This window comes from bacterium (assembly GCA_035549195.1).
GTDB lineage: Bacteria > Oederibacteriota > Muellerivitia > Muellerivitales > Muellerivitaceae > DASZRK01.
On the sequence record DASZRK010000017.1, the window covers coordinates 363,189 to 381,443 of the forward strand.

The 18,255-nt window shown below is 59.0% G+C and carries 19 protein-coding genes; 12 read left to right on the top strand and 7 right to left on the bottom strand.

Annotation, left to right across the window (positions count from 1 at the left end; all coding sequences use genetic code 11):
* Positions 1-6: 6 nt before the first annotated feature.
* From VHE12_04920 to VHE12_04930, 3 genes are all read right to left on the bottom strand, one after another.
* Positions 7-576 (bottom strand): hypothetical protein, encoded by a 570-nt coding sequence (locus tag VHE12_04920; protein HVZ80129.1) that lies wholly within the window; start codon positions 574-576, stop codon positions 7-9.
* Positions 577-723: 147 nt separating this feature from the next.
* Positions 724-1,266 (bottom strand): DoxX family protein, encoded by a 543-nt coding sequence (locus VHE12_04925; protein HVZ80130.1) that lies wholly within the window; start codon positions 1,264-1,266, stop codon positions 724-726.
* Positions 1,263-1,871 (bottom strand): rhodanese-like domain-containing protein, encoded by a 609-nt coding sequence (locus tag VHE12_04930; protein ID HVZ80131.1) that lies wholly within the window; start codon positions 1,869-1,871, stop codon positions 1,263-1,265. The genes VHE12_04925 and VHE12_04930 overlap by 4 nt, the downstream gene beginning before the upstream one ends.
* A gap of 126 nt (positions 1,872-1,997) precedes the next feature.
* Between VHE12_04930 and VHE12_04935 the strand changes: the two genes are divergently transcribed.
* The 4 genes from VHE12_04935 (at position 1,998) to VHE12_04950 (ending at position 5,603) form a co-directional block, all read left to right on the top strand.
* Positions 1,998-3,098: an AI-2E family transporter gene (locus tag VHE12_04935; GenBank protein HVZ80132.1), complete on the top strand. Its 1,101-nt coding sequence runs from the start codon at positions 1,998-2,000 to the stop codon at positions 3,096-3,098.
* Positions 3,099-3,200: 102 nt separating this feature from the next.
* Positions 3,201-4,322 carry an aldo/keto reductase gene (locus VHE12_04940; protein ID HVZ80133.1) on the top strand — a complete coding sequence of 374 codons (1,122 nt, stop codon included), beginning with the start codon at positions 3,201-3,203 and terminating at the stop codon, positions 4,320-4,322.
* Positions 4,319-4,876, top strand: a complete 558-nt coding sequence (locus tag VHE12_04945) for an NUDIX hydrolase (protein HVZ80134.1) — start codon at positions 4,319-4,321, stop codon at positions 4,874-4,876. The genes VHE12_04940 and VHE12_04945 overlap by 4 nt, the downstream gene beginning before the upstream one ends.
* 142 nt (positions 4,877-5,018) lie before the next feature.
* Positions 5,019-5,603 carry an NYN domain-containing protein gene (locus tag VHE12_04950; GenBank protein HVZ80135.1) on the top strand — a complete coding sequence of 195 codons (585 nt, stop codon included), beginning with the start codon at positions 5,019-5,021 and terminating at the stop codon, positions 5,601-5,603.
* A 55-nt stretch (positions 5,604-5,658) separates the two neighbouring features.
* On the opposite strand, the gene VHE12_04955 is transcribed toward VHE12_04950, so the two are convergent.
* Both VHE12_04955 and lexA read right to left on the bottom strand, forming a co-directional pair.
* The gene (locus VHE12_04955) at positions 5,659-6,636 is read right to left on the bottom strand and encodes a radical SAM protein (GenBank protein HVZ80136.1); all 978 of its coding nucleotides are present in this window, start codon (positions 6,634-6,636) and stop codon (positions 5,659-5,661) included.
* 78 nt (positions 6,637-6,714) lie between these two features.
* A complete protein-coding gene (lexA, locus tag VHE12_04960) occupies positions 6,715-7,332 on the bottom strand; it encodes a transcriptional repressor LexA (protein HVZ80137.1) in 618 nt (205 codons plus the stop codon).
* 89 nt (positions 7,333-7,421) lie between these two features.
* On the opposite strand from lexA, the gene radC reads away from it, so the two are divergent.
* The 3 genes from radC to VHE12_04975 all read left to right on the top strand — a co-directional run bounded on the left by radC (position 7,422) and on the right by VHE12_04975 (position 9,131).
* Positions 7,422-8,150 carry a DNA repair protein RadC gene (radC, locus tag VHE12_04965; GenBank protein ID HVZ80138.1) on the top strand — a complete coding sequence of 243 codons (729 nt, stop codon included), beginning with the start codon at positions 7,422-7,424 and terminating at the stop codon, positions 8,148-8,150.
* A gap of 71 nt (positions 8,151-8,221) precedes the next feature.
* The gene (locus VHE12_04970) at positions 8,222-8,761 is read left to right on the top strand and encodes an ORF6N domain-containing protein (GenBank protein ID HVZ80139.1); all 540 of its coding nucleotides are present in this window, start codon (positions 8,222-8,224) and stop codon (positions 8,759-8,761) included.
* Positions 8,748-9,131, top strand: a complete 384-nt coding sequence (locus VHE12_04975) for a hypothetical protein (GenBank protein ID HVZ80140.1) — start codon at positions 8,748-8,750, stop codon at positions 9,129-9,131. The genes VHE12_04970 and VHE12_04975 overlap by 14 nt, the downstream gene beginning before the upstream one ends.
* Positions 9,132-9,134: 3 nt before the next feature.
* Here the strand turns inward: VHE12_04975 and VHE12_04980 are convergent, their stop codons facing one another.
* Entirely contained in the window at positions 9,135-9,944 is an 810-nt protein-coding gene (locus VHE12_04980) for an enoyl-ACP reductase (GenBank protein HVZ80141.1), read from the bottom strand.
* A 154-nt stretch (positions 9,945-10,098) separates the two neighbouring features.
* Here VHE12_04980 and VHE12_04985 point away from each other — a divergent pair, with 154 nt between their 5' ends.
* Together VHE12_04985 and xth are read left to right on the top strand one after the other, a co-directional pair.
* On the top strand, positions 10,099-10,404 hold the full coding sequence (locus VHE12_04985; protein HVZ80142.1) for a Dabb family protein: 306 nt from the start codon (positions 10,099-10,101) through the stop codon (positions 10,402-10,404).
* Between the two features lie 13 nt (positions 10,405-10,417).
* Complete coding sequence (xth, locus tag VHE12_04990; GenBank protein HVZ80143.1) at positions 10,418-11,278, top strand: exodeoxyribonuclease III; 861 nt, start codon at positions 10,418-10,420, stop codon at positions 11,276-11,278.
* Between the two features lie 22 nt (positions 11,279-11,300).
* Here xth and VHE12_04995 read toward each other — a convergent pair whose 3' ends face one another.
* A complete protein-coding gene (locus VHE12_04995; protein HVZ80144.1) occupies positions 11,301-11,624 on the bottom strand; it encodes a hypothetical protein in 324 nt (107 codons plus the stop codon).
* Between VHE12_04995 and VHE12_05000 the strand changes: the two genes are divergently transcribed.
* Genes VHE12_05000 through VHE12_05010 form a run of 3 tightly spaced genes read left to right on the top strand, consistent with a single transcriptional unit; the run spans position 11,617 to position 18,210 of the window.
* On the top strand, positions 11,617-13,467 hold the full coding sequence (locus VHE12_05000; protein HVZ80145.1) for a hypothetical protein: 1,851 nt from the start codon (positions 11,617-11,619) through the stop codon (positions 13,465-13,467). The genes VHE12_04995 and VHE12_05000 overlap by 8 nt on opposite strands.
* 19 nt (positions 13,468-13,486) lie before the next feature.
* The gene (locus VHE12_05005; protein HVZ80146.1) at positions 13,487-17,113 is read left to right on the top strand and encodes a type II secretion system protein; all 3,627 of its coding nucleotides are present in this window, start codon (positions 13,487-13,489) and stop codon (positions 17,111-17,113) included.
* 8 nt (positions 17,114-17,121) lie between these two features.
* A complete protein-coding gene (locus VHE12_05010) occupies positions 17,122-18,210 on the top strand; it encodes a type II secretion system protein (GenBank protein ID HVZ80147.1) in 1,089 nt (362 codons plus the stop codon).
* Positions 18,211-18,255: the final 45 nt, after the last annotated feature.

Below are 18,255 nucleotides of genomic sequence, written 5' to 3' on the forward strand. Positions count from 1 at the left end.
GGGCCGTCAGTCGTCCAGGGAAATGACCCGCGTTTGCGAGCGCGGCTGCGGGAGCGGTTGGGGCTGCGGCGGGGCCGCGGGGCTTTCCCGGACCTTGCGCTGGAGCATGGGGTTGATGACCAGGTCCTGGGACGAATAGATCCTCTGCACCCGGTCCAATTCGGCCCTTTGGGCGGGGCCCAGGAAGTCCAGCTTGTTCAAATGGTCCGCCACCAGGCAGAAACCCGTGCCCTGCCGTTTCCAGAACTCCAACAGGTTCTCCAGGACCAGGACCGGTCCTTCCATTCCCTTGAGTTTTTGTTCCTCGGTGGCGTGGAGCCCTTCGTGATAGACGAAGAAGTAATCGGGATGGAAGCGGTATTTGACCTTGCGCACCGGGTCGAGGAAGAAGACCCCGGCGTCGGAGACCACCAGTTCGGTGAAGCGGTCGTTGTGGGTCTGGGTGCGGAAGGCCAGGAAGCGGACCGGATCGAGCGTGAGCCCGGAATAGCCCAGGTTGCGGAACTCATCGTGGATCTTCTTGTTCATCCTCCCCAGGGCATCCACTTGTTCCGGGGTCATGTGGTCCATTTGCATAAAAGCCTCGACTGGCGGTGAGCGTTCGATCGTTCATAGAGCGAAGGACCGACGGACCAATCTTAGCATGGGCCCATGAATGGTTTCAGGGGCCCGATCATGGTTTAACGGACAAACGACCTTCTCGCGCGATTTTTCGGAGTTGGTTTAAACGTTTTTGTGGGAGGGAGCCGGGTCGGAGGCCAGGAGGACCTTGGATCCGATGGCGAGGAAGAAGAGGTCCCGGACCACGGTGAGCCAGGTCATCTTCTCGGTGGAGGTCTTGTCGAAGCAACTGCAGTTGCAATCGATGCCATGCGCCACGTCCCAGGTGATGGAGAGGGTATAGAGCACCATCAGCACGCAAAAGACCAGGGCCGCGGGGCGCCACTGGAAGCGGACGAGCAGGAGGACCCCCGTGAAGAATTCGACCCAAGGGATGGCCACCGCCGTCAGGGGTTGAAGGTCCTTGGGGACGAAATAAAAACATTCCTGGATGTGGTGGTAGAAACCCAAGGGGTCCCCCAATTTGTCCAGGCTGGCGCCGGCGAGGATGAGCCCGGCGGCGACCCGAAGGATCAAGGCGCCCCAGGTCTCTCCCTTCAGCGCGACGGCCTTGGGGAATCGCCGATCCGCCCAAAAGGAAAAGGCCGTGAGGGCGGCGCTGAGGAGCACCAGGTTGCGGTCGTTCAACAGATCGGCGGCCGTCACGGGTCCTCCCCTTGCTTGGCGGGGTAACCGGCCTTGGTCCAGGCGGGCCAGCCGTCCTGGAAAACCTTCACGTTCGTGTATCCCTGGGCCCGCAGCGTTTCGGCCACTTGCAGGGAAAGGTCGCAATCGCCCCCATGGCAATAGGCCACGATCTCCTTCGCCTTGTCGGGGAGCTGGGGCATGACCCGGGGCGCGAAAAGATCCAGTTCGTTGCCGTAGAAGTTCAGGGCGCCGGGGATATGGCCCTCTTGGTATTCCTCGGGTTTGCGGGCGTCCAGGAAGACCGCCGTACCCTTTTGAAAACGCGCGAAGGTGCCCTGAAGGCTCAAACGGGGAATGGAGGAGGGCCGGGGAACATCCCGCGTGGAGGACGGATGAGTGGGGGATGTCCCCAGGCCGGCATAGGTCACGGGCGCATGGGAGTCCGGGGGAGGGGAAGCCTTGCGGGGTTGGACCTTGAGCTCGATCCCGTCGGCGTAGAAGGCGTTGAAGAACACCCCGAAGGCGGAGGCGGCGAGGAAGAGGACGGCCGCACCCTTCCAGGACCCGGCCAGGGCCTGGGGGAAAGAGGGGGAGGAAACACCCTTCGTGGGTTTGGTCCGCATGGTTTTTCTATTCTAAGGGCCGGGGGCCATATTTCAAGGAAGGGACCTACGACCGCCGCTTCTTCCCTCGGCCCGGACCTTTTCCCTATAGAATGGTCGCACTCGATGCAAGGAAAGGAGGAGCCCGTGGCCGATCAGATCAAGATCTCGCGGCAGAACATCTTTGTCATCGCCTTCTTCGCCCTCCTGCTGGGCCTCTTGAGCCTGCTCTTCTCGCTATTGGAGCCTTTCCTACGTTCCTTCGTTTGGGCCACCATCTTTGTGATGGTCTTTTACCCGGTCTATTCCTTCCTCTTCCGTTCCACGGGGAAGCGGCCGACCCTGGCGGCCTTCCTTTCCACGCTCTTCGTCATGGGTCTTTTGGCGTTGCCCGGATTCTTCATAGCCGTCAACCTGGGCCGGGAGATCCCCCGGGCCTACGCCTTCCTTTCCACCGCCCAATGGGACGAGAAAAGCCAGATGGTCCTCACCCAGATCCAGAGCATCCACTTGGGCGATTGGCTCAAGGATTGGGGCATCGACCCGACCCAATACGACGCGGTCATCCAAAAGCAGGTCTCGGGCGCCCTGGAGAACCTCTCCAAGACGCTGCTGACCCGTTTCTCCGAGGTCTTCGCCAACATCGCCCGCTTCGCCCTGGAGGTGGTGCTGGTCTGCGTGGCCCTTTTCTTCTTCTTCCGGGATGGGGCCCGCCTGGCCCATCGGGCCGTCGAGATGCTCCCCCTGGAGAAAGACCACCGCGAAAAGGTCGCCCGGACATTCTCCGACACCGTGACGGCGGTGGTACGGGCCATCTTCCTGACCGCGGTGGCCCAGGGCGTCATGTCGGGGATCGGCTTCGCGGTGGCGGGCGTTCCCGTTCCCATCCTGCTGGGGTTGGTGGCCTTCGTGAATTCCTTCATCCCTTTCCTGGGGGCGGCCTCCGTCTGGATCCCGGTCAGCCTGTGGCTCTTCTACAACGGTCAAGTGGCCGCGGGGGTGGGGATGCTCCTTTGGGGCGGGGTCATCAGCGTGGTGGATAACGTCCTCAAGCCCTGGATCATCGGCAACCGGGCCCAACTGCCCCTCTTCTGGCTTTTCTTCACGACCCTGGGAGGCCTGAAGGTCTACGGCATCCTGGGCATCTTCCTGGGCCCGATCATCCTTTCCATGGGGCTGGCTTTCCTGACCATCTACCGGGACGTTTACCTGAGCGTCCGCAAGGCCCCGGCGCGGGCGAAGCGCTGAAAAAGCCCTTCCAGTCCCGCCGGGAGGTTGCAATGCCCCCGTGGCCCCTTTCAGAATGGATCGTTCCCTTTACCTTTTTTCCATAAGAGATCGGAGGTCCCGATGCGTTACCGATGGCTGGGCAATACAGGATTGAAGGTCAGTGAGATCGGCTTCGGGGCCTGGGCCATCGGGGGCGCATGGTGGGGCCCTCAGGACGACAGCGACTCCCGGCTGGCGCTCCATCAGGCCCTCGATATGGGCTGCAATTTCATCGACACCGCTTGGGTCTATGGCGACGGCCATAGCGAAAGGCTCATCGGGGAGGTCCTGAAGGAACGCCGGGAGAGCCCGATCGTGGCCACCAAGGTCCCTCCGAAGAACTGGCAGTGGGACAACGCGCCCGGCACGCCGCTTTCCTCCACCTTTCCCGGGGACTGGGTGAAACAAAAGGCCGAGGAATCCCTCGCGCACCTGGGCTTGGAAAGGATCGACGTCCTTCAACTGCACACCTGGCACGGGGACTGGAACCGCCAGGCCGAGCCGCTCCTCAAGGCGGTGGGCGAACTGAAACGGGAGGGGAAGATCCGGGCCTTCGGGATCTCGCTCCGGGACAAAGGGAGCGACGAGGCCAACGACCTGATCCGTTGGCGTCAGGTGGACAGCCTGCAGATCTTCTTCAATCTCTTCTACCAGGAACCCATCCGGAAGGTCTTCCCCCTGGCGCAAACCTACAACGTGGGCGTCATCGCGCGCGTGCCACTCGCCTTCGGCGCCTTGAGCGGGAGGTTCACGGAAAAGACCCGTTTCCTCGGGGACGACCACCGGGCCCGGCTCTATACGGGCGAAGGGATGACCACGACCTTGAAGAAGGTGAAGAAGCTGGATTTCCTGAAGGATCGTTCGCGGTCCCTGGCCGACGCTTCCATCCTTTGGACCCTGGCCCATCCGGCGGTCTCCACGTCCATTCCCGGGATCCGCAACCCATCCCAAGCCAGGACGAACTGCCGGGTGGGCGACCTGCCGCCGCTCCCCTCCCTTGCCGTCAAAAAATCCCAGGCCCTCTATACGAAGAACTTCGGCCTCCCGGTCAAGCCTGCGGCCTCGTTGGAAGGCGTTCCCGCGGTGCTCATCTCCGGGTTCAAAGCGGGGAAGGTCCCATCCGTGAAAAAGAAGGCCGGGAAAAGGACGGCGCGCAAACCCGTTCGGCGTCCCGTCAAGAAGGGAAAGGGCAAAAGGAAATGATCCAACCTTGGAAAAAGAACCGCGAGAGGACCGATTACGACTGCGGATTCTTCCAGGTGAGCGTCCAGCATAGTGCCTCGCCCATCACGGGCAAGGAGCATCCCTTTTACGTGCTCTCCACCCGGAATTGGACCAATGTCATCGCGTTGACGCCGGAGAAGAAACTGTTGATGGTCGAACAATTCCGACATGGCTCCCAGGCCCTGAGCCTGGAGGTGCCCGGCGGCGCGGTGGATCCCCAGGAAAGCCCCTTGGAGGCGGCCAAGAGGGAACTGCGGGAGGAAACGGGCTACGAGGCCGACGAATGGCATTTACTGGGGGATGTACGCCCCAACCCGGCCATTTTGGACAACCATTGCCACCTTTACCTGGCCCTGGGGGCCCGGCCGGCCGGGGAACTGCGCTTGGATGAGGCGGAGGAGCTGGAGGTGAGCCTGCATGATCTGGAACGCATCCCAGGGCTTGTACAAAGCGGACGGATCCACCATTCCCTTGTCTTGGCCGCCTTCCTTCTCCTGGATCTTTTTAAGGCGAAAAATCCGGGCAAAATTTGAAAATCATAAGGGTGGCGACAAGCGTTCCAGCCCGGACCCCAATTCCTATGGCATCCTCTTGCGGCGGGTTTTGAAAAAGTGTAGCTTCAAGTCGTAAGAAGAACGCCAATCCTTCCCGAATGGAACCGAAAGAGGTGCAAGGATGTCCCGAGTTTGCGTATTTATCGACGGCAGCAATCTTTATTTCGCGCTCAAGCGCAACAACAAGATGACCCGGGTGGACTACTATCAGTTCTCCCTGGCCCTGGCGGGCAAGGACCGGCAATTGGTCCGGACCTTCTATTACAACGCGACCTTCGACTCGAACCATTTCTCCGACAAGGCCAAGAGCCAGCAGTCCTTCTTCGACTCGCTCGACCGCACGCCTTACCTGGAACTTCGCTTGGGACGGATCATCCAGAACCGGGAGGGCCACCGCATGGAGAAGGGCGTGGACGTCCGCATGGCCGGCGACATGGTCTATTACGCCGCCCGGGATTTCTACGATACCGCGATCGTCGTCACGGAGGACCAGGACTTCGCCCCCTCTATGGGGTTGGTCAAGGAACTGGGCAAGCATGTGGAGTTGGCCGCATTCCCCGACGCGCAGAACCGGGAGATGGTGCGGGCCGCGGACCGGGTCCTGGGGCTCGATGAGGTCGTCCATGGAAGCGCCGCGCTGATCTTCCCTCCGGCGCAAACATCCGAGGACCGGACCCAGGACGTGGAGATGGCCTTCGGGGTCTGACCCAAAGCGAAGGACGAGGACCGAAGCGGCCCGAGGGGAACCTCCGGCCGCTTTTTCATTTCTCGAAGAGCTCACCCTGTTTCTCCCCGAAGATCCTCCGCCAGCGGCCTTGAACACCATAAACTGCCCGAAAACTGTCCACTTTTCCCCGAAGTGCCTGTAAATAGGCCTCGTTCGGATAGCTTCGGGAGCCGTAGAGACGCCTGGTCTTTTCCCAGGCCTCGGGGTTCCATTGGCGAAGCCGGGCGAAATAATAATCCCGTACGACCGCGCCCTTGAGCTGCAGGACGTTATAGATGAAGTAATCCACCCCGACCTCGGCCCCCAGCCGCACGATGGATCCGATGGCTTCGTCCGAATCGGTCACGAAGGGGATGATCGGCATCAAGTGGATGCCACAGGGGATGCGGTGGGCCTTCAAAGCCCGCAAGGTCTCCACCCGGCGCTCGATAGGCGCGGCGTGGGGCTCCAGGAATTTCTTCAAGGCCGGGTCCAGCGTGGTCAGGGTCATGGCGACCCCGACTTGGGCGCGGTCCCTTAAGCTCTCCAACACGTCCAGGTCCCGCAGCACTAGGTCCGATTTGGTGGAAAAAACCGCAGGCCAACGGTATTTGGCCAGGAGCGTGAAAGCACCCCGGGCCAAGCCATACTTTTTCTCGGCGGGTTGGTAAGGGTCGGTGGCGGCGCCCAGGCTCACCCAGTCCTTGTGTTTGCGGGAGTTGGAAAGTTCCCCTTCCAGCACCTCCAAAAGGTTCACCTTCACCTGGATCTTGCGTTGGAAGTCGAAGGTGTTCTGGAAACCGAGGAACCAATGGGTGTAGCGGGCGAAACAGAAAGGGCAGCCGTGCCGGCATCCCCGGTAGAGGTTCAGGGTGTAATAGGACGGCTTGGGACGGTAGGGAAGACGGGTGTGATGAAGGGCAGTCTTGACCTTCATCTCGATGTATTCGACCTGGCGCGGGTCGTCGTCCACTTCCGTATAAACGGGGGTGAGCGACGAGTCCAGCCTGGGGGCGGGTACGTGTGGACGCATGGGGATCTACCATGAATAGGCGAACGAAGAACGGGTCCCGGCGGATGGCGGGTCCTAGGACGAAGGGGCGAATGCCCCCTAGCGGGGACTGAAGACCCCGACGACCTTGCCGATGATCCGGAAATCCTGCTTCTCGTTGACCACGATGGGTTCGTATTTAGGGTTGGCCGGTTCCAGCACGACCAGGTTGGACCTCTTCTTGAAGGTCTTCACCGTGGCCTCGCCCTCGATGAGGGCCACGACGATGTCCCCGGGCGTGGCGTGGGTGGTCTGCTGCACGATGACCTTGTCGCCCGGCAGGATATGGGCGTTCAACATGGAATCCCCGCGTACGGTCAGGGCGAAAAGGTTGCGGCCGCCCCGGGCCATGGAAGGGTCCACCACCATGGTGCTTTCCCGGTTCTCCTCCGCCAGTAAAGGAAGTCCCGCCGCGACTTTCCCCAGCACAGGGATGGAAATGCCGACGGAAGAATCCTCGACCACCCGCAAACCCCGCGCAGTGCGGTCCTCGCGTTCCAAGTAGCCCTTTTCCTCCAAGGCCAGCAAATGTTTGCGGGCGCTCTGGGGGGAGTTCCATTTGAAGTGGCGCATCACTTCGCGCACGGTGGGGGGACGGTGATCCTCCATGAGATGGTCCTGCACGTATTTCAGGACGCTGCGCTGGATGTCGGTCAGGGGTTCGTCGCTGGGCGCCATGGAAGCCTCCAAGGAAAATGTTGTTGCAAGGAATACGACCGTATACTAGTATACAGCCGTATTCTTGTCCAGCGAAAAAAGAGGCTCCCATGGTCGAGATGGACATCCAAAAAGAGATGAAAACCAAGGCCCAGGAAGGGCCCGTCGGCTACCACGCGGGGCACCGGAAACGCTTGAAGGAGCGTTATGCCGCCCAGGGGCCCGCAGCCCTGGCCCGCCATGAGCTGTTGGAGCTTCTGCTGACCTATTCCATCCCTCATCGGGATACCAAGCCCTACGCCAAGAAGCTTTTGTCGGTCTTCCAAAGCCTGCGTCGCATCCTGGAAGCGGATATCTCGACCCTGGAGACCTTGGGGGAATTGCCCCCCCAAAGCGCGCTGCACTTCAAGGCCATGGGAGACCTCTTCCGGGCGGCCCAGGGGGAGGAGTTCAAGCGGGGCCGCGCCATTACCAGCCCCCAGGACGTGGCTTCCTTCCTTCAAGAACAGATCGGAGGACGTCCCCGGGAGGTCTTCACGATCATTTTCCTCGACCACCGCAACCACCTGTTGGCCTTCGAGCACCTGCAGGAAGGGACGGTGGACCATACGGCGGTCTATCCCCGGGAGATCCTGCGCCGGGCGATCGATCTGCACGCGACCGGCATGATCCTCGCCCACAACCATCCGGCGGGGAGCCTGGAACCTTCCGAGGGCGATAAGCAATTGACCCGGCAGGTCCTGACCGCGGCCCGGGCTTTGGGGGTCACGGTGCATGACCATTTGATCCTTACCACCGAGGGGCATTTCTCGTTCCGCCAGGCGGGGTTGTTGGTTTGAGGTTGCATTTTGCCACCTCAAAGAGGTGCGATCCAAAGATCAAAAATGGTGATCTCAAACAAAGGATTGAAATGACCTATATCGAGAAAGTTGAAAATTCGATTTTTCTTATAAGGGGTTTCAAGGTTTTATTAAGCACAGACCTCGCCATTTTATACGGGGTTCCTCCAAAAGTTTTCATTCAGGCCGTTAAAAGGAACATCCGCCGTTTTCCTCACGACTTCATGTTCAAATTGACCCATCAAGAAATGGTTTCTCTAAGGTCACAATTTGTGACCTTAGAGAAAGGTAAGGGAAAATATTCGAAATATCCTCCTTATGCCTTTACGGAACAAGGTGTGGCTATGCTCTCCAGTGTTCTCAATAGTCCCAAAGCAATCCAAGTGAACATCCAGATCATGCGGACTTTCGTGAAACTTCGACAGCTCATGGCTTCCAATGCGGATCTTGCCAAGAAAATCGATGAACTGGAGCGGAAATATGACGGTCACTTTACGGTGGTTTTCGAGGCCATTCGTGAGTTGGTCGCTGTCCCGGCTTCCAAAACCCGGAAGATCGGATTTTTATCGGAACCACAAATGAAATATGGAGGGGATCATGCAAGAAATTAAATCGTCGTTGGAGAAGATCCTGAAAGTGACGGGTATCTTCCGCTTGGAAAAGAAGAAATGGCCCCTGCATGCGGCCGAACTGCAGGGTTTCGCCCTGGAACTGGGACGGTCCCTGGACCTGACCCAGTTCCACCGTTGCCGTTTCGTGGTGAAATCGAACCAAGAACTGGTCCTGGATTTCTGCCTCTCGCCGTCGGAGGAGGGTTGGGCCCCCCGGGGGATCATGGAGATGCGGATTCCCGCCGCCGAGGCCGCGGATACCTTGCCCCTTCAGATGGAAATAAAAAACCTGGAACCCCAAAAGGTGGAGTCCAGGTCTTTTTGTTTCGTCCAGGAAGGTGGCCCCTCGGCCGCCCGGTTGTCCGCTTGAGGCTCAAGCTTTCGGTGCGGCGGGTTCTTCCTTCTTGATGTCGAGGTTCATGCCCACGATATTGGCGCCGGCGTCCACATAAAGGATCTCCCCGGTCACCGCCGAGGACAGGCTGCTGGCCAGGTAGGTCGCGGTCCCGCCCACTTCGTCCTGGGAGACGTTGCGGCGCAGCGGGGTCATCTCTTCGGAGGCCTTCAGCATGCTCTTGATGCCGCCGACGGCTGAAGAGGCCAGGGTCTTGATGGCGCCGGCCGAAATGGCGTTGACGCGGATGTTCTTCGGGCCCAGGTCATAAGCCAGGTAGCGCACATTGGCCTCCAAGGCGGCCTTGGCCACGCCCATCACGTTGTAATTGGGGATCACCTTCACCGAACCGTAATAGGTCAGGGCGATGATGCTGGCGCCGTCGTTCAGGAGAGGGACGGCCGGGCGGGTAATGGCGATCAAGCTATAGGCCGAAATGTCCATGGCCAGGTGGAAGCCGGCGCGGCTGGTATTGGTGAAAGTGCCCTTCAGATCGTCCCGGTTGGCGAACGCGATGCAATGGACCAGGATGTCGAACTTGCCCCAGGTCTTCTCCACTTCCTTATATAAGGCCTCGATCTCGTTGTCCTTGGACACATCACAGGGCAGGATGAGCTTGGAGCCGACGGACTCGGCCAGGGGGCGGACCCGTTTTTCCAGGGCCTCGCCCAGGTAATTGAAGCCCAGTTCGGCACCTTCCGCGTGCAAAGCCTTGGCGATCCCCCAGGCAATGGACATGTCGTTGGCGACCCCGAAGATGAAGGCTTTCTTTCCGGACAAGAGACCCATGGACTTCCTCCAAGTTGGACATGAGCAACAGCGAACTAAATTAGCCTGTTTCCTGGGGCCTTTAAAGCAGAAAAGGGGCCCGGGACAGGGCCTTTATTTAATCCGGCCGGTCCCGAATAATGGCGCGATCCTTAGAACCTTCCCGGGATAGGCCATGATCAAACATATCGTGATGTGGAAATTGAAGGCGACGGACCCCGGCGCCAAGAAGGCCGCCGCGATCGAATTGAAAGAAGCCTTGGAGGGACTGAAGGGAAAGGTGCCCCAGGTCCGTTCGCTCGAGGTCGGGATCAACTTCAACCCCGCCGACACCGCCAGCGACGTTTCCCTCTATACCGTCTTCGACAGCCAAGCGGACCTGGACCTTTACCAGAAGCATCCCGACCACCTGAAGGTGGTGGAGGTGGTCAAACGCCTGACCTCCGAGCGCCGCGTTTCGGATTATGAGACCCAAGGATGAACAGGAGGCTGCCATGCCCAAGACTCCGAGCGTGAAGAAAAAGCCGAAAGCAGTGAAGGCTCCCAAGGTCGTGAAAGGGGTCGTTCGAAAGGGGGGCGCCACCCTGAAGATCGCCACCTTCAACGCCAATTCCATCCGGGCCCGCATGCCCATCCTTTTGGATTGGTTGAAGAAGGAGAAGCCCGACGTGCTGGCGGTGCAGGAGACCAAGGTCCAAGACATCGAGTTCCCGAGAGATGTGATCGAAGGCGCGGGTTGGAAAGTGGTCTTTCACGGCCAGAAAAGCTACAACGGGGTGGCCTTCATCTCGAAGAGGCCCATGGAAAAGGTCGACGCGGGTTTTTACAAGAAGGCCGACGAGCAGGCACGGTTCATCGCCGGTACCTATGAGGGCGTGCGGCTCTTCAATACCTATATCCCGCAGGGGAACGCCATCGATTCGGACAAGTACCGCTACAAACTCCAATACCTGGCCGACCTGAAGAAATTCTTCGCGAAAAATGTCCCGAACGCGATGCCGGCGCTCTGGATGGGGGACATGAACGTGGCCCGCACCGAGATCGACCTGAACAACCCCAAGGGCAACCAGGACCATCCCTGTTTCCACATCGATGCCCGCAAGGCCTTCGAAGAAGTGTTGGAGGGGAAGTGGACGGACCTATTCCGGGAGCGGGTGAAGGAAGGTGGGCATTACACCTTTTGGGACATGCGCTTCCCGAGTTCCTTCAAGAAGAACCTGGGATGGAGGATCGACCTGATCCTGGGCACCCCGCCCATGGTCGCGCGTTTGAAGGATATCTGGATCGATACCAAGCCCCGGGGGTTGGAGCGGCCCTCGGACCACACCTTTTTGGTGTCGGAATTCATCGTCTGACCCTTATCCCCCAGGGCGAGGGCTAAGCCGATAGGCTTGACCCCAGCTTTGGGAGGTCTTGCCCCTCGTTTTCCTTTGAACAAGGCCCCGTTTCATTGACTATTAAAAAGAAGGGCGGGATAATCAATCCAGGCAGATCCATAAGAAAGTGTCCTCCCGGAGTTGCCGCTCCATCCATTGAAACCAATCGTTTTTGAACGTTTGAACGACACCCAGGAGCGGTCCATCCCATGCCGAAACAGTCACCCATTTTAATGTTCTTTTCCAGGCTTTTTATCTCCTTGAATTCCGGTTCCAAGGTTTTCAAGGCCGCTTTGGCTTCGGAAAGAGGCTCGGCCTTGATCATTGCCTCCCTTTTCATGATCGTGGCCATCGTCTTGATCACGACGGGCGTCAAGCTGGTCTCCAATTCGGCCAAAGAAGCCCGGCAAATGGACGTCCAAGTGGGGGAGGCTGCGAACGTCGCCCAAGCGGGCCTGGTGGATGCCTTAGGATGGTTCCGTCGGAAGAACGCACTCGTCGAAGCCTATACTAGTAATTTTTACACCAATCAAAGCCCTTCATTCGCCAGCGGGTATTCCTACGTGGATCAGCCCTTCCAACCCGTTTACAACGCCACCAACCCCCAGAATTCGGACACGATGGACGCTTATGTCGGGCTTGTGAACGAATTCCCCTTGGATGCCAAGGGAACGTCACTTACCGCCGTCATCATGGGCCGGTACGAGGTACCGCGCCAGGCGGATCCCTTTCATCCGAATGCCACCCAGACCGCTACGCCCTATACCACCGCCACCCGCACCTCCACGCCCAATCCGAACGCGGTCCATGACATCACCGGCCAACGGATCACCAAACTGCTCAATGGGGACGGCCTGGTCTGGCTGGCCCAAAGCACAGGTTATGTTTACAAGCGGATGGACCACCGGATGGACTCGAGTGGGAATTGGATCGTTCCCTACAATCAATCCCCCAACAAAGTCCTGGCGACGGCCCGGATGGCCACCGAGTTCCGCAAAATGACTTTCAACCTTCCCACGGACAGTTCGGGGAATGCCGTGACCGCAGCGGTCTATGCCGAGGCCATGACCAACATCAATATTCCAACGGACCAAGCATTGCTTTTCGGGTCCAACACCAACTCGTTCGCGGCCGCCAGCATGGACGCCGCTGTCGCCGCTACATTGGTCTCCCCCGTGGCCTGCCAATACGATGCTACGTCGGGCGGCGAGAGCTCTCCGATTACCCAAGGGACGGTGGGGGGGGTCGCTTGCATCTATTCCACCAATGGCAATGGCTCCAAGAGCTTTACCGTGACCATTAGTTCCTGCGGTGTTTATAAGATGACCGCCGATGTCCGCCGGTCGGGGAGCAGCAATAGGAGGTGGGATGTGGCGATCCAGGGTGTGGCGGATACCCAGGGTGTAACGACCGATACCTATAGTATTTCCGGGAGCAGCAACACTTGGTACACCGAACAGGACGTCACGGGAGGATCGGGGACCCGCAATTGGAGCCTCCCGGCCGGGACCTATACGGTGGTCTGGAGCGGGAACCAATCGAACGCCTATTTAAAGTGTTTCAGCCTGGAGGAGCAGTCGGTCTGCCCTCCTTGTCCCACTCCCGTGGGCTCGGACAGCTATAACACGCAAGGGAGCGTCACCTGCGGCCTGGCGGCTTCCAGCCTCGATGACACCACGGTCTTCGGCATGAACATCAATGACCTGAAGCTCATCTCGGACTATCGGGGAGACAGTTCGAACGACCTGATCATCACCAGCGATTGGAAACTTTCTTATTTCGACGGGAACCTGACCTATGGGGCCAGCCAGAGCAATCCCAATTACCAGCGGTTGGATTCCAACGGGATCCTTATCGTGAACGGGGACCTGACATTGAACGGAGGGAACGGCAGCACCATCCTGGCCAGTTCCTATGGCGGCATTATTTTCGTGCTGGGGAACCTGACGGTGAACGACGGTAGTGAGCTGAGCGGCGCGGTCATCATGGGCAAATCCTCTGTATCCGGCTCCGCCTCCGGCAATACCTTGACCTTGAATGGGAGCGGCGGGAACAAGGGCACCATTTATTTGAACTACAACTTGGTGCAAACGGCCATGCAGTTGGTGGCCCAATACCGGGAGAATACTTCGGCGAGGAAGACCCTTTTGGCGGTCCCCAATCTTTGAGGGCCCACGGAGCTGTGCCATGCGCAAACTGATGAATCAAAAAGGTTACACAATCATCGAGCTGTCCATCGCCGTCCTGATCCTGGGGGCCATGGCCTCGGCGGTCCTAATGGCCCGTTCCTTTATGGCCAAACAGACGGTCCGGAATACGGACAAGGCTTTCGCCACCCAAAAGGCCATCCAGATGTACGAGGAACTCCGGGCTCTCGTGAACGGAAATGAGAAGGCCGGGGTCGCGGTGTTGGACGATTACAGCGACGGCAGCGTGTACAACACCGTCCTCACTACGGACAAGACCATCGATGTCCCGGCACCGGGGACGCCGAACCCGGGCGATAACTTGAGCGGGAACATCAAATCGAACGGCAACTGGCGTTATTTACGCCAGGTCCAGGTCAGCAAGGTCGCCAACGATCCCTACATCCGACAGGTCGTGATCCGGGTGTGGCGTTACGCCTCGGACAAGAACCCCAATTCTCCCGGCGAACTTTTGGCCACGGTGGGAGGGGAAATGCGCACGATCACATCCCTTTTCCCGCCCACCCAGGTCATGGATGTCTATATCTTGGCCATCGCGAATATCCAGGCTTGGTGGGCGGTCTTGCCTTCCTTGAGCAACACGATGCAGGGGGTTTTGAGCGATATCCAAAGCCGGAACCCTGGTCTTGAGCTGAGGGTCCACTACATCACCCGCAGCGCCTACGGCCGGGACAGCCAATATCTTCCCTTCATCAACCAGGCCGCCGGGACGGAAGCCACCCGGTTCCCTTGGGTCTATCTCTATGCCGGCATGACCATGCAGGAGGGGGGAGGGAACGGTTGCGGGTGTGACACGGCCTTTTACGACCCCGGGACCACGGGCGTCCAGCAGGACGGAAACCTGAACGTGGACGGGTCCATCATCAATGTGGATACTTCCCAATTCACCGGTTGTCCCCGGTTCACCGCCGCCGACCAGTTCAACAACGGGATGCGCTACCCGGATGAATTGGCCACTTACAAGGCGGTTACCGCGGCCGCGGCCGCGGCCAATGCCACGGTCCCCGAGATCAGTGAACGCATGCTCATCGAGGGGATGCTTTCTTCACCCCAATCCTTCACCAATTCCATCATCGTCAACCTGCACGGCGAACTGCTGCCCCTTCCTTCCATGCGCAACTATTCGGATCCCGCCAAGGACCCGGTCGATACCCCCAACGTGAGGGTCGTGACCCATCCGGAGTTCATTTATTATCCGGCCACCAACAGCGCGGCGGTCAGCCTCCGGGTCTATGGCTACTACGATGGATTGAACAATCCTTCCTCCCTCCCTTCCGGCGGATCGGTGACCGCCAGTATCTTCCTTCCCGATGTGACCCTCGGTTCGGTCACGGCCACCGCCATCCAGGGGGGAGGGACCGCCGCCGATTACGGGGTCACCTATGCGCCGGTCAACCTGGTTGCGACGGCCGGTGGCACCACAGTTTTCTCGGGTTCCAGTGCAATGGGGGTCGCCGTCACCAATCCTGGTCCCGGGAATACTCAGACCCTCATCACCCTCTATAACATCCCCCTGCGCTGCCCTTCGGCTCCGCCGACCGCGTCCGGTCCGGTCAGCGCCGGATTGCCTGTGACCAACCGGCTTTATCAGTTGGAATATATCCCTTCCAGTCCCGAAAAGACCTCGGGGACCGCCTTTACTGCCCATGATCTGACCTGGGCCGGGGCTGGTCCCAAGAACACCGCGCGCTTCGTTCTTTCTTTCCCCATGCCCGTTACCTCGGTCCTCACTTTCACGTCCCCCGTCACGATCATGGGACAGACCTATTCGGGGGCAAGCACTTTCAAGGGACAGCACATCATCGAGACGCGGATCGGGGAAGCCAATACCGATTTCCCTGCCGACCCTCCCCCCAATCTTTCCCGTTCCTATGTTTGGGTGGGGAACGCCTTCCCGCCACCTTATACCGAACGTTATCAATTCATGGGGGATCCCCGGGATTGCCCTTACCTGGACGTCAAGGTGGGCGGTATCGGCGGGGGATCGGCCACGATCGAGGCGAATGGGTACAACTGGTGGTTCAGGAACTTGAACGGCACCACCGACGGCTATACGGGTTTTGGCCAGGCCGGGACCAACGACGGTTGGGGACCGGACCAAGCCGAGATCGACATTCCCCGTTATGACGAGATGATTCGTAACGGATTATTGGGTACCACGTCCATCTGGACCACCACCAACGGCTGGAGCTTCTACTATTACGGGATCGGAGGCGAATTCGGGTTCGACCATCCGCCCTTCAGCGGGAGCCTGACCTTCCTGAACAACCGGCCCTGGTCGACGACGGCGGGGTCGGTCACGAACCTGACCCGGGTCTGCGAAATCATCGATTCGGCCGGTTCAGGACAGAACCATACCCGATGGATCGCCTCCATCGCCAATGCTGGTACGACCCAGCAATGGTATGCCAAGAGCTGGCTGGGGGAACTGTATCCGGACAGCCTTTACTCCTGCTGGGCCACAGTGGGAAATATCCCGACCTTGGACAATACAAGCAGTTTTCCCATGACCTTTTTCCGGTCTGAACTTACCTCGATCTATTCCAGTGGATCGCTCTATAGCCCAAACCACGTTCTCATGCACCGTGCCCAAGGCGATGGCGCCCCGGCATTCTTCGATGGTGTGAGCGGCAGCAATTCCTTCCGCCACAACTCGGGGAGTTGGAGCGGGGATGTCCTTAGCTTGGCGACCACTTGTTATGGCATCTTTCAATATCCGATGCCGGTGCTGGTGGATGCCCAGCGTCCTTGGGACCTTTCGGGCTCCACCAGTCCGACCGATGAGTGGGGGATCGCTCCCTACAACACCGCTCCGGTTCGCACGACCTTATCCATTCCACAGGTGAGTGGGCAGGACCGGATCTTCTACGACAACACGGGAAATTCAAACTATAACACCGCCGGGGTGGTCAAGATGAGCACCAGCTCTCCGAGCCAGGCGGCTTACGTGGTCGAGACGGGAACTTCGCCTTCGGCCAACGTGGGTACGGCGGAATTGGCCAAGACCACCCTTTTATTCGGCTTGCGGACCTTCTTGGACGGGGGCCAGATGGCTGTCACCGGAGCGGTGGGGCATATCAGCCAGATCCCCCTCATCAAGGTTTATCCCGTTAAGTCGGACCTGACCATCAATCCTGTTCCTCAATTCGCCAATCCCCAGACGATCATTCTCATGATCGGCGGTCCCAACCTCAACGCAGCGGGGACCCAACCCCTGGCCAATGTCTGGTTCCGATATCCCGGCGGGACGGCGACCAATGCGAATTACTATACCGAGGAGTACCCCAATTACGGGAGCGCGGTCACCGCCAGTACCTATGCCGAGAACACGGCCCTTGTCTATAACCTGAAATATTCCAAGGACACGGGGAAGACCTGGTTCTATATCCAGGATGCATCCCAAGCGGTGACCGCTTATCAAGGGGTCTATAACTCGGCCTACTCCATCTCCAACTCCCTCCCTGTCACCAATGTCGTCTATAACTGGGACGTTTCCAACGCCGCGAAGTTCCCCCAAGGCGATTATTGGGTCAGCGCGGAAGTCTACCGGCAGAACATTCCTCAGCACTATGCTTATCACACCGTAGTGCTCACCATCGACAGGTAAGGGTCATCATGCGGAAGGATCCAAAACAGGGAGGCTGGACCCTGGTGGAGTTGATGTTGGTGGTGGCCCTGATCGGTCTTGTGGTCCCACCCATGACCCTGCTTTTCATCAAGGTGGGGCAAGGGATGGGCGCCGACGAAATGCATAACCAGCTCAAGAAACTGAACGAAGAGACCAATCTCCGGCTCCATATACGGCTTCTTTCCAATAAACACATGTTCCAGAACGACGCTTCGGGAGTGAGCTATTTCTCGAAGGTGGGCCTGGGCACAGGAGCGCCGGCCACCATTTCGGGGACTCACTTGGCCATGACCCAACCCTCCACGGTGAGTTCTTTTTCACCATCCTCCGGGTCCATCCCGGCGAGTTTCGGCAACAGCCTCTTTTTCGCCGCCTTCGACCAGCCGGCCACTTTTGGGACCCAGTCCTATGTCGCGCCCCTGACCGTGAAGGGGGCCAGTATCACCTATGGTGCCAGTAACGGAAGCCTACCCGCGACGCTCTTGATCGATGTTTACCGCTTCTATTACTATTACCTGACCACCAGCACCCATCCCTTGACGGGTGTCCAATCCTACGGCCTGGTGGAATGGAAAAGCATTCAATACGCTGATTTCTACGAATTGAGCAATATCGGGGATTCCACCCTCAAGAGCCGTGCGATCTCCTGGATCGCCAACGCGGGTAATTTTTCGGGAGGTCCCATCACCTGGGCTTGGGATCCGGCCCAATCGAACCCGGCGAACGCCTTCTATAACCTGACCACCGCAGGAGGATTCGGCGTCGCCGGAGCTACCATCATCGCCCAATCCAATGGATGTAATTACCTGACCAAGACCCCCTCGGGTATTTTGAGCGGGGGGTTCCTCTATGGCATCTGTGGTAATAATTCCAGTTGGAAGGACAAACCGCCGCCGACGGTCCCTATTTACGCGACCGCTTCCGGTAATTATCCTGGGGGATTCGAGGTAGGCATCATGGGCAAAGGCGCTGGGGTGCAAGTCTTGACCCGCTATTTGACCGTCGCCAAAGGGAACGCCCCGCGGATCGTGTGGAACGACTTGACGACCATTCATAATACGAAGGATGTCTGGTAGGGCGGTTCCTGGCCATCGCGGGGAATGGGGGGCGTCCTTCCCTGA

Bases quoted from the DNA above. Each gene is read 5' to 3' on its own strand.
- VHE12_04920 (HVZ80129.1), bottom strand. From the start codon at position 576: ATGCAAATGGACCACATGACCCCGGAACAAGTGGATGCCCTGGGGAGG.
- VHE12_04930 (HVZ80131.1), bottom strand. From the start codon at position 1,871: ATGCGGACCAAACCCACGAAGGGTGTTTCCTCCCCCTCTTTCCCCCAG.
- VHE12_04940 (HVZ80133.1), top strand. From the start codon at position 3,201: ATGCGTTACCGATGGCTGGGCAATACAGGATTGAAGGTCAGTGAGATC.
- VHE12_04945 (HVZ80134.1), top strand. From the start codon at position 4,319: ATGATCCAACCTTGGAAAAAGAACCGCGAGAGGACCGATTACGACTGC.
- VHE12_04950 (HVZ80135.1), top strand. From the start codon at position 5,019: ATGTCCCGAGTTTGCGTATTTATCGACGGCAGCAATCTTTATTTCGCG.
- VHE12_04955 (HVZ80136.1), bottom strand. From the start codon at position 6,636: ATGCGTCCACACGTACCCGCCCCCAGGCTGGACTCGTCGCTCACCCCC.
- lexA (HVZ80137.1), bottom strand. From the start codon at position 7,332: ATGGCGCCCAGCGACGAACCCCTGACCGACATCCAGCGCAGCGTCCTG.
- radC (HVZ80138.1), top strand. From the start codon at position 7,422: ATGGTCGAGATGGACATCCAAAAAGAGATGAAAACCAAGGCCCAGGAA.
- VHE12_04970 (HVZ80139.1), top strand. From the start codon at position 8,222: ATGACCTATATCGAGAAAGTTGAAAATTCGATTTTTCTTATAAGGGGT.
- VHE12_04975 (HVZ80140.1), top strand. From the start codon at position 8,748: ATGCAAGAAATTAAATCGTCGTTGGAGAAGATCCTGAAAGTGACGGGT.
- VHE12_04980 (HVZ80141.1), bottom strand. From the start codon at position 9,944: ATGGGTCTCTTGTCCGGAAAGAAAGCCTTCATCTTCGGGGTCGCCAAC.
- VHE12_04985 (HVZ80142.1), top strand. From the start codon at position 10,099: ATGATCAAACATATCGTGATGTGGAAATTGAAGGCGACGGACCCCGGC.
- xth (HVZ80143.1), top strand. From the start codon at position 10,418: ATGCCCAAGACTCCGAGCGTGAAGAAAAAGCCGAAAGCAGTGAAGGCT.
- VHE12_04995 (HVZ80144.1), bottom strand. From the start codon at position 11,624: ATGATCAAGGCCGAGCCTCTTTCCGAAGCCAAAGCGGCCTTGAAAACC.
- VHE12_05005 (HVZ80146.1), top strand. From the start codon at position 13,487: ATGCGCAAACTGATGAATCAAAAAGGTTACACAATCATCGAGCTGTCC.
- VHE12_05010 (HVZ80147.1), top strand. From the start codon at position 17,122: ATGCGGAAGGATCCAAAACAGGGAGGCTGGACCCTGGTGGAGTTGATG.